8 protein-coding genes are annotated in these 10,730 nt (G+C 64.7%); 1 reads left to right on the forward strand and 7 read right to left on the reverse strand.

The window, feature by feature from the left end; genetic code table 11:
• Positions 1-168: 168 nt before the first annotated feature.
• Positions 169-2,529, reverse strand: a complete 2,361-nt coding sequence (locus tag Q6A47_RS21670; RefSeq protein ID WP_304485344.1) for a DNA polymerase II — start codon at positions 2,527-2,529, stop codon at positions 169-171.
• A gap of 203 nt (positions 2,530-2,732) precedes the next feature.
• Here Q6A47_RS21670 and Q6A47_RS21675 point away from each other — a divergent pair, with 203 nt between their 5' ends.
• Positions 2,733-4,886 (forward strand): TonB-dependent siderophore receptor, encoded by a 2,154-nt coding sequence (locus Q6A47_RS21675; protein ID WP_304485345.1) that lies wholly within the window; start codon positions 2,733-2,735, stop codon positions 4,884-4,886.
• Between the two features lie 42 nt (positions 4,887-4,928).
• Here the strand turns inward: Q6A47_RS21675 and Q6A47_RS21680 are convergent, their stop codons facing one another.
• Genes Q6A47_RS21680 through Q6A47_RS21705 form a run of 6 tightly spaced genes read right to left on the reverse strand, consistent with a single transcriptional unit; the run spans position 4,929 to position 10,359 of the window.
• Positions 4,929-6,875 (reverse strand): PAS domain-containing hybrid sensor histidine kinase/response regulator, encoded by a 1,947-nt coding sequence (locus Q6A47_RS21680; protein ID WP_039583138.1) that lies wholly within the window; start codon positions 6,873-6,875, stop codon positions 4,929-4,931.
• Positions 6,865-7,740, reverse strand: a complete 876-nt coding sequence (locus Q6A47_RS21685; protein WP_304485346.1) for a sensor histidine kinase — start codon at positions 7,738-7,740, stop codon at positions 6,865-6,867. The genes Q6A47_RS21680 and Q6A47_RS21685 overlap by 11 nt, the downstream gene beginning before the upstream one ends.
• A complete protein-coding gene (locus Q6A47_RS21690; protein ID WP_304485349.1) occupies positions 7,733-8,743 on the reverse strand; it encodes an ATP-binding protein in 1,011 nt (336 codons plus the stop codon). The genes Q6A47_RS21685 and Q6A47_RS21690 overlap by 8 nt, the downstream gene beginning before the upstream one ends.
• On the reverse strand, positions 8,740-9,144 hold the full coding sequence (locus Q6A47_RS21695) for an anti-sigma regulatory factor (protein ID WP_039577327.1): 405 nt from the start codon (positions 9,142-9,144) through the stop codon (positions 8,740-8,742). The genes Q6A47_RS21690 and Q6A47_RS21695 overlap by 4 nt, the downstream gene beginning before the upstream one ends.
• Positions 9,141-9,503: an STAS domain-containing protein gene (locus Q6A47_RS21700; protein WP_304485347.1), complete on the reverse strand. Its 363-nt coding sequence runs from the start codon at positions 9,501-9,503 to the stop codon at positions 9,141-9,143. The genes Q6A47_RS21695 and Q6A47_RS21700 overlap by 4 nt, the downstream gene beginning before the upstream one ends.
• A 4-nt stretch (positions 9,504-9,507) precedes the next feature.
• A complete protein-coding gene (locus Q6A47_RS21705) occupies positions 9,508-10,359 on the reverse strand; it encodes an STAS domain-containing protein (RefSeq protein ID WP_304485348.1) in 852 nt (283 codons plus the stop codon).
• Between the last annotated feature and the right edge of the window lie 371 nt (positions 10,360-10,730).

The raw sequence follows: 10,730 nt of genomic DNA on the forward strand, positions 1-10,730 counted from the left end.
GCGCGAGGGAACCCCGCAGCGCAGCGAAGGGGCCGGATTCGGGAGCAGGCGGTTTTTGCCCCCCTTTTTTCCAAGAAAAAAAGGGGGTCGCCGTAAGGGCGAAAAGGTGACCAAGCATCACCTCAGAATCCGGATATCCCCCCCAAAAAATATCCCCCCAAATCACCGTCAAAAAAGCAAAAGCTGCCGCCCCGTCAACCCCGCAAAATCATCCCCCACAAATGGCAAGATCGCATCCGCCACCGGCTGCAACTGCCGACTCAGATAATGCTCATGATCCACAGGCGAGCGCCGCTCCTCCAAAGGCTCCGGCCCCGCCACGGTCATGACGTAACTGATCCATCCCCCCCGCTGATACTGCAAAGGCCGCCCAACCCGCCGGTTGTACTCATCAGCCAACCGCGCCGCCCGCACATGCGGCGGTACGTTGTGCTGATAGTCGCTCAAAGGCCGGCGCAACCGCTTGCGATACACCAGCAACTCATCCAGCTCCCCCGCCAACGTACGCCCCACGAACTCGCGCACATACTCGCGATACGGCTGATCGCGAAAGATCCGCCCATACAGCTCCTGCTGAAACAACCGCGCCAACGGCGACCAGTCGGTGCGCACCGATTCCAGTCCCTTGTACACCACCTCGTCGTGCCCCTCGCCACGCTGCACCAGACCGGCATAGCGCTTCTTGCTACCCTCCTCCGTGCCACGGATGGTGGGCATCAGAAACCGCCGGTAATGCGTCTCGAACTGCAGCTCCAGCGCGCTGTCTAGCCCCATCTCAGTGCTCAAGTGCTCGCGCCACCACTGGTTGACCTGCGCCACCAGGGCGCGGCCGATCTGCGCCGCCGCCTCCTCGCCATGGGCACCCTTGAGCCAGACGAACGTCGAGTCGGTATCGCCATAGATCACCTCCAACCCTTGCGCCTCGATCAGTGCCCGGGTCTGGCGCATGATCTGGTGCCCGCGCAAGGTGATCGACGACGCCAGGCGCGGGTCGAAAAAGCGGCAACCGCTGGAGCCCAATACCCCGTAGAACGCATTCATGATGATTTTCAGCGCCTGGGACAGCGGCGCGTTGCCCACCTGCTTGGCCGCCTCGCGGCCCTGCCAGACCCGCTCGACGATGGCGGGCAGGCAGTGTCGGGTACGGGAAAACCGCGCCCCTCGAAAGCCTTCCACCGAATGCAACTCATCCGGCTCGCGCAGGCCCTCGATCAAGCCCACCGGATCGATCAGAAAGGTGCGGATGATCGACGGATAGAGACTCTTGTAGTCCAGCACCAGCACCGACTCGTACAGCCCGGGTCGCGAATCCATGACGAATCCGCCCGGACTGGCCTCGCCGTCGCGCTCGCCCAGGTTCGGCGCGACGAAACCCTGGCGGTGCATGGCCGGGATGTACAGATGACCGAACGCCGCCACCGAGCCGCCGCTGCGGTCGGCCGGCAGACCTGTGACCGAAGCACGCTCGAGCAGAAAGTCCAGCAGCCGGGTGTGCTCGAAGATCGCCGTGACCAGCTCGCAGTCCTTGAGGTTGTAGCGCGCCAGCGCCGGCTTGTCCTCGGCGAACATACGGTTGATTTCGTCCATGCGCTGGTACGGTGTGGAAATCGCCTTGCCCTCACCGAGCAAGGTCTGGGCGACGTTCTCCAGGCTGAACGACGGAAAACTCCAGGTCGCCGAGCGCAGCGCCTCGACGCCATCGATCAGCAAGCGGCCGGGCGCGTCGGCGAAGAAGTGGGTGCGGCTGCCATGCTCGCGCAAGGTCATGGGCGCACCGTCACGGCCCAGGTACAACGGCACCTTCAAACGCTGGGCATGCTCGTGGAGCACGCGCAGGTCGAACTGGATGACGTTCCAGCCGATGATCGCGTCCGGGTCATGGTGAGCCAACCACTGGTTGAGGCAGTCGAGCAACGCGGCGCGGTCGTCGCAGTAGTGCAGCTCGAAGTCCACCGACTGTGCGTCGCCATTGGGCGGGCCGAGCATGTACACCACGCGCTGCCCGCAACCGTGCAGGCCGATGCTGTAGAGCTCGCCGCGCTCGGTGGTCTCGATGTCCAGCGATATCAGCCGCAGCCGTGGCCGATAGTGCGGATGCGGTTTGAGTTGGGCGTGCTCCAGCGTGCCTTGACCGTCGTCGTGGCCACCGAACAGCACCGGCGCGGTGATGAAGCGCTCCATCAGGTAGCGTTCCGGTGGGCGGATATCGGCTTCGAAGACCTCGACGCCGGCCTCGCGCAGGCGTCGCTCCAACGCCATCAACTGCCGGTGCTGTTGGCAATACAGGCCCATGACCGGACGCTGCTGAAAGTCGCGCAACTGCAGCGGGCGCAACTGCGCGCCCGGCTCGTCGGCCAGCAGCGCGCGAGCATGGGCGGCCTGCTCGGCCGGCACGAAGGCCACCGAGGTCTGCGGCGCCAGACGCACTCGGCGCGGCCCCTGGTCGGTGGCCAGCCAGAACTCCACGCAGGTGCCCTCGGGCGTGTCGTGCCAATGGCGGGTCAGGACGAACCCCTGCTGCAGCGTCACAGCCACCTCGAAATAGTCATCAGGTCGGCGAGTCTAACGGCTTTGCGCCACTACCGGGATCTTTATGCCCACCGACCGGACCGTTGGGCAGTTGTGAAAAATTCGTCGAAATCGATACCCTCACCGCTTCCGCACCACGACAAATCCTGACACACTTATTGCTAATCGTTCTCATACGTACTCGCAATAAGGACAACTCCGGCATGATCCCCGCTGCCCCGCCCCGCCGCTTCGCGCCCAACCTGCTGGCCCTCGCCCTGTGCACCACACCGCTGGCCAATGCCATGGCCGAAGACGCCCCTACCGCCGGTGTTCTGGAACTCGGCGCCACCGAAATCAGCGACAACCGCCTGGGCAGCACCACCGAAGGCACCACGTCGTACACCACCGGTGCCATGGAAACCGCTACCAAGCTGCCCCTGAGCCTGCGCGAGACGCCACAGGCCGTGACCGTGGTCACGCGCCAGCGCATGGACGACCAGAACATGACCAGCATCAACGACGTGGCCCGCTACACGCCGGGCCTGTTCCTCAACCAGTCCAGCGGCCCCGGTCGGCAGACCTACACCGCCCGTGGCTTCGATGTCGACAACCTGATGTACGACGGCATCCCCAGCGCCTACAGCGGCTGGGTGGTCGGCGCTCAGCCCAACCTGGCCATGTTCGACCGTGTCGAGGTGGTGCGCGGCGCCACCGGGCTGGTCACCGGCGCCGGTACACCCTCGGCCGCCATCAACCTGGTGCGCAAGCGCCCGCTACCTGGCCAGGCCGTGACCCTCACCGGCGCTGCCGGCACCTGGGACAACTACCGTGGCGAACTGGACGCTTCCAGCCCGCTCAACGACAGCGGCACCCTCCGCGGGCGCGTGGTGACCTCCTGGCAGGACAGCAATGGCTTCCGTGATGGCCAGCAGGAGAACCATGGCCTGTTCTACGCCGTCAGCGAAGCCGACCTGAGCGATGACACCACCCTGACCCTGGGCTTCTCGCACCAGAAGGACAAGACCAACGTGTTCTGGGGCTCGATCCCCACCGACCTCAATGGTCATCACCAACGCCTGTCGCGCTCATACAACCCAGGCAGCGACTGGGAAGACAAGGACCAGGAAATCAACACGCTGTTCGCCGAGGTGCGGCATCAACTGGCCAATGATTGGAAACTGCAGGTCAACGCCAACTACAGCGAACAGAACGCGCTGTTCCGAGGCTCCTACCAATCACGCTGGCGGGCGGACAAGGCGTTGCAGCGTACCGTCTACCAGTCTGCCCACGACGAGAACCAGCTAGGTCTGGACGCCTTCGCCAGTGGCCCATTCGAGCTGCTGGGACGCGAGCACGAACTGGTGCTCGGCGCGGCCAAGCGCATCTACGACATGGATGAGCGCGACTACAGCCCGTATGACCCCAACTACCCGCTCAACGGCGGCAAGCCGGACTTCGTCCATACCAGCAACAATCGCTACCAGATCAATCAGGAAGGCGTCTACGCCACCACCCGCCTGAGCCTGGCCGACCCGCTCACGCTTATCCTCGGCGGACGTCTGGACTGGTACGACTACGACAAGCGCGGCAGCAACGACGGCGACTACAAGGTCACCCGCAACGTCACCCGTTACGGCGGGCTTATCTACGAGCTGGACGAGCACCACTCGGTGTATGCCAGCTACACCGACATCTTCACCCCGCAGGACGGCAAGGACACCTCCGGCAAGCCGATCATCCCCATCGTCGGCAAGAACTACGAAGTGGGTATCAAGGGTGAATACTTCGACGGTGCGCTCAATGCCAGCCTCGCCGTGTTCCGCATCGACCAGGAAAACCGCCAGGTCGAAGTGAGCCTGGCCAACTGCCCACAACTGACCTGCTACCAGGCCTCCGGGGAAGTGCGCAGCCAGGGTATCGACTTCGAGCTGCAGGGCGCCCTCACCGACCAGTGGCAGCTCGGCACCGGCTATACCTACGCCCGCGTGCACACGATCAAGGACGACAACAACCCGGCCGCCGTCAACAAACCGCTAAACTCCGACACGCCCGAGCATCAGTTCAAGCTGTTCACCACCTACCGCTTCCAAGGTCCGCTGGACAAGCTGCGCGTGGGCGGCGGCGTCACCTGGCAAAGCCGGATGTACAACGACATCCCGGTCAACGGCAGCACCTATCGCCTACAGCAGGGCAGCTACGCGGTCACCGACCTGATGGCCGGCTACCAGGTCAATCGCCACCTCGACCTGCAGCTCAACGCCAACAACGTCTTCGACCGCCGCTACTACTCGTCGATCTCCAAGTCGGTGGACTACGGCGGCGACAACTTCGGCGATCCACGCAACCTGATGCTCACCGCCAAATACAGCTTCTAATTCCACCTCGGCGCACGGACGCGCCAGCCCGCCGCGTAGCGTCTAGCCCTCCTCGACCAACAAGCGCCCCACTCGCTCGAGCAGATCACCGATCTTGAACGGTTTGATCAGCAAATCCATGCGCGGCGCCAGGAACGACTGGCGGTCCTGGGCAGTTTCGGCATAACCGGTCATGAACAGCACCGGCAGTTCAGGGCGCACCTCGCGGGCCAGGTCGGCCAGTTCCCGACCGCTGAGCACCGGCAGGCCGACATCGGTCAACAGCAGGTCGAACGGGGTCTGGCCACGCAGCAGCTCCAGTGCCTGCTCGACCCCGGCCACCGTGGTGCAGCGATAACCGGCATCGGCCAGCGCTTCGGCCAGCGGCATGCGCACTGCGGCGACATCGTCGACGATCAGCAGGTGCTCACCGCTGCCGCGCAGCTCGGGCTGCTGCGGCGGCTCGACGTCGATGGCCAGGTCGTCCGTGGCCGGTAGCATCAGGCGTACTTCGGTGCCATGACCGACCACGCTGTCGAGATGGACGTGACCACCGGACTGACGGGCGAAACCATAAATGGTCGACAGGCCCAGCCCTGTGCCCTGCCCCAGTGGCTTGGTGGTGAAGAACGGGTCGAATACCTTGTCCAGCACACTGGGGTCGATGCCCTGGCCGTCATCGCGCACGCTGATCGCCAGGTACGGGCCGTCCAGCAGGTTGGGGTCGCCGTGCGACCACACCGAACTGGTGGTGATCCAGATCTGTCCGCCACGCGGCAAGGCGTCGCGGGCGTTGATCACCAGGTTGAGCACCGCACTTTCCAACTGCACCGGGTCGACCAGCGCGGTGGCCGGCTTGTTCGACAACTGCAGCCTGAGCGTCACGCGCTCGCCGATGGTGCGGTTGAGCAACTCCTCCAACGACCGTACGTGGGCGTTGACATCCACCGGCCGGGTGTCGAGCGGCTGCTGGCGGGCGAACGCCAGCAACCGGTGGGTCAGCGCCGCCCCGCTCATGGCCGAGTTCAACGCGGCTTCGGCATAGATCGGCACCCGCTCCGGGCGACCGTCGGCGATCCGTTTGCGGATTAGCTCCAGGCTGGTGATGATGCCGGTCAGCAGGTTGTTGAAGTCATGGGCGATGCCGCCTGTGAGACTACCTAGCGCGTCCATCTTCTGCAGTTGCAGCAACTGTGCTTCGGTGCGCGCATGTTCGGCGACCTTCTCCGCCAGTTGCAGGGTGGTGGCGTCCAGGCGCTCCAGGTGCGAACGCTCGCGGTGCCGGTGTTCGGTGATGTCCTCGACGAAGACCAGGCACAGGCCAGGCGCCTGGTAAGGCGACAACTGCCACTCGGTCTCGCGCAACTGGCCCTCGACGCTCATCAGCAAGGTGCCACGCCAACGCTCGCCTTCGACCAGGTGCTGGCAGAGGTTAGCGATGGCTGCCTCCTGGCCGGGCGCAAAGCACTCGCGCAACTGGCGCCGGTCTTGGTTGTCCTGGGTCAGGCGCACGAACGCCTCGTTGCATTCGGCCACGCCCAACTGGCAATCGAGCACCGCGATCGGTGCCGACACGTTGTTGAAGATCTCGCGAAAGCGCGCTTCGCTGTGCCGCAGGGCCTGCTCGGCATCGCGCACACGCAGCAGCGTACGCAGGGTGGCCAGGAGCACGTCTGGGTCCACCGGATGCACCAGATACGCATCGGCACCGGCGTCCAGGCCGGTGATGATGTCGCCGCTGTGGATCGACGCCGCCGACACATGAATCACCGGCAACAAAACCGTGGCCGGATCCTTGCGCAGCAGCCGGACGATGTCGAAACCGCTCATGTCCGGCAGGTTGACGTCCAGGATCAGCGCATCGATGGCCTCACTGGCGATCAGCGCCAGGCCCTCGCCGCCGGTGGCAGCCTCCAGTACCTGATAGCCGTGCAACGCCAAGCGACGGCGCAAGGCATAGCGGGTGGCATAGTTGTCATCGACGATGAGCAAGCGGGTCTCAGCACGCATCGGCATCCCCCTGCGCCAGGGCCAGTGGAATGGTGACGAAGAACGAGGATCCGACGCCCGGCGAACTCTCCATGCCCACCTCACCGCCCAGCAGTTCGGCGAACCGCTTGCACAGCGACAGGCCCAGCCCGGTGCCACGCAGACGTTTCTGCAGCGGCGAGTCGATCTGGTTGAAATCTTCGAACAGCACATCGTGCAGATCGGCGGCGATACCGATGCCGGTATCGCTGACCGAGAAGCGCACCCGATCATTGCCCTCCAGGCGCGCGCAGACGCGCACTTCGCCACGAAGAGTGAACTTCAGGGCGTTGGAAATGAAGTTACGCAGAATCTGCGCCAGCTTCTTGTCGTCGGTGTACAGCTGTGGCAACCCTGCCGGCTCTTCGAAGATCAGGTCCACCGCCGAGCCTTCGACGATGGGCCGGAACATGCCGCGCAAGGCCGAGAACAGGTCGAGCATGTCGAACCAGGCCGGCGAGATGGTGATGCGTCCGGCCTCGATCTTGGCCAGGTCCAACAGGTCGTCGACCATGTCCGACAGCTCGCGCGAGGCCATGCTGATGAACGCCACCTGCTTGTGCTGCTCGGGCGACAGTGGGCCGTCGAGTTCGTCGCTGAGCAGGCTGGTGATGCTCAGGATCGACCCCAGCGGGGTGCGAAACTCATGGCTCATGTACGACAGGAAGCGACTCTTGAGGTCCGAGGCCTCGCGCAGTTGCTCGGCCTGGGTGTCCAATTCGGCGTAGAGCGCCAAGACGCCTTGGTTGGTCTCTTCCAGTTCCGCACGCAGGGCGTGGTTCTCCGCCTGCAATCGGGCGATGGCAGCGCCTTGTTCGGGGCGGTCGGGGTGAAGCTGTTCAGGCATGAACGCCCTCCAGGTCGATGACCATGATCGTTACATCGTCGCGGCCACGGCAGAAATCACGGTGCAGCACCGCCGCCACCAGGGCGGGATGACGGTAGGCCAGGCCTGGATAGTCCTTCAGGTCCCACCTGGACTGCAGGCCATCGCTGTAGAGAATCAACAGGTTGTCGTTCACCTGAGGGTAGTCGAACACCTGTACCTTGCGGTATTGCCCGCCGACGATGCCAGGCATCGAGGCCAGTCCACGGGCGCGCTCGCCCCCCAGCAGCACGCCGCCGATATTGCCGATGCCGGCGAACGTCAGGCGCTCGAGTGCGGCGTCATGCTGGATCACGGCCACCGCCCCGCCGCGCGTCGACCCCATGGCGCCATGCAAACGCTCGACCACCCGCGCCGGCGCGTCGTAGGGCGCCTGAGCAAAGGCCGTCTCGCCCGCGTCCGCTGCCGTACGCGCGTGCTCGCCATGGCCGAGGCCGTCGATCATCAGCACGCTCAAGTGACCCTCCTGCTTGGCCACGTACCAGCCGTCGCCGCACACCGTCTCGCCTGGCAGGGTGTGCTGGCACACGCCGATACGCAGATCGCGACGGTCCTGGCGTGGGCCGTGCACGCGGGCCAGCAGCGCCGTGCCACGCGCATCGCTGTACAGGTCGAACGTGTCGGCCAGGCGCTCGATGGCGCCCAGACCGATCCCCTGGGTGCCACTGGTGGAGAAGCCGTCGGTCAGGCACGCGGCGCGATCAAACCCCTGGGCGCGATCGATGGCCAGCAGTTCCAGCACCGCCCCTTCGGCGTGCGGCCAGGCGCGCAGGTGCAAGGCCCCGCGCTCGGCATGCTTGATGATGTTGCTGGCCAGCTCGGTGGCCAGCAGCGCCGCGCGCTCGCCATCAACCTCGGCCAGTGCATGGCGCTGGGCCAGTTCGCGCACCTGACGCCGGGCGTGGCCGACGTGGCTGGGGTCATCGATGACGATGAGCTGGGTGAGACTACCGCGCAGGTTCATGTCCATCGCGTGATCGTCACCCGTGTGCCCTCACCCACCGCCGTATCCAGCTCGAACTCGTCGACCAACCGACGCGCACCGGTCAGGCCCAGACCCAGGCCGTTGCCGGAGGTCCAACCGTCGGTGAGCGCCAGACCGAGGTCGGCGATGCCCGGGCCTTCATCGCGAAACAGCACGCGCACGCCCACGCGGGCGCCGTCGTCCAGCACCTGCCAATCCATGTCGCCGCCCCCGCCGTAAACCACGGTATTGCGCGCCAGCTCGCTGACGGCGGTCACCAGCTTGGTCAAGTCGACCAGGCGCATGCCGCATTCGCTGGCCAGCTTGCGCACCAGTTGCCGGGCCAGCACCACGTCTTGCTCGATACGCACCGGATGGCTGCCGCTGTCGCGCACGTTCATGAGCGCTGGGTCCGCTGACGCAGCACCTGCATGCCGCGCTCGACATTCAGCGCCGTGCTGACCCCCGGCAAACTCAAGCCGAGCTCGACCAGGGTGATGGCCACGGCCGGCTGCATGCCAACCACCATGGTCTGCGCGTCCATCAGCCCCGACAGACTGGCGATCTGCGCGATCATGCGGCCGATGAAGGAGTCGACCATGTCCAGCGCGGAAATGTCGATGAGCACGCCGCGCGCGGAGGTGCGGCTGATACGGTCGGTGAGATCGTCCTGCAGGCGCAGGGCGAGCTGGTCATGCATGTCGACCTGGATGGTCACCAGCAGGAACTCGCCCATCTGGAGAATCGGGATGCGCTCCATAGTGTCAGCCGCGCCCGACCAGGCTCACGCCCAGGCGCGAGAGGGCCAGTTGCAGGGCATCGGCGAGGTTGGCCTTGGTGGTCAAGGTGCCCAGATCCAGGCCCAGGTGCACGATGGTCTGCGCGATCTGCGGGCGCACGCCGCTGATGATGCAGTCCGCGCCCATGAGGCGGATGGCGGTGACGGTCTTGAGCAGATGCTGGGCAACCAGGGTATCGACAGTCGGCACGCCGGTGATGTCGATGATGGCGATCTCCGAGCCGGTGTCGACGATGCGCTGCAACAGCGACTCCATGACGGTCTGGCTGCGTTGGGAGTCCAGGGTGCCGATCAGCGGCAGGGCCAGCACACCGTCCCACAGCTTGACGACCGGAGTAGACAGCTCGAGCAGCTCTTCCTGCTGGCGCTTGATCACTTCTTCGCGGGTTTTCTGGTAGACGCGCATGGTGTACATGCCGAGCGTGTCGAGCAGCCCGGAGATTTCCCAGAGCTGCTCGGCGAGCAGTTGCGGCTGATCGGCGTAGACCGATTGCAGCAGGCCGAACAGGGGCGATTTGAGGGCGAAGATGAAGAAGGTGGTCTGGTGCGAGTCGTGTCCGAGACGGGCGCGGCTGGCCGAGAGGCGATCGAGGAAACGGCGGACCTCTTCCCAGCCGGCAGCGTAGACATCGGCCCCATGCTTGGCACGGGTGGTCAGGGTCAGGATCTGGAGAAACTCCTGGGCTTCCTGGGTGAGTTCCTGTTCCTTGATATTGCGGGTAGCGCCCGTGGCTTGCAGGGCCTTGAGCCAACCCTCGAGCAGTTGCTGCTGGTGGGTTTCCATCGCATTCAACGTGCTGTCTTGCAGTGCTGCCATTGTGGGCTCCTGAGGGCTGAAAGGGGGGTGTCTTGTGATTTGCACCTGGGCCCCTGAATACCGACCACCCTGGGGCTCAATAGTTGTATGCGTTGAGGTGGGGGTGGTCGCGATTGGCCATCTTAAGCTGAATTGGGCGGGGGGTTTGGGTATTTTTGGGGGATTGGAGGGGGGATTGGGTTTGGGGGGATTATCTGGTGGCTGTGGTGAGGCTGAATCACCTTTTCGCCTTTACGGCGACCCCCTTAATGAGATGGTCACCCCGGCACCCTACGAGGCGTACGCTTTCGTAGGGTGTTTTTACTTCGGAGACCGTCATCATGAGCAACGTGACCCTGATCGGCATCGACATCGGCAAACATACCTTCCAC

The sequence above is a fragment of the Pseudomonas boreofloridensis genome, from assembly GCF_030580795.1.
Classification (GTDB): Bacteria; Pseudomonadota; Gammaproteobacteria; order Pseudomonadales; family Pseudomonadaceae; genus Aquipseudomonas; species Aquipseudomonas boreofloridensis.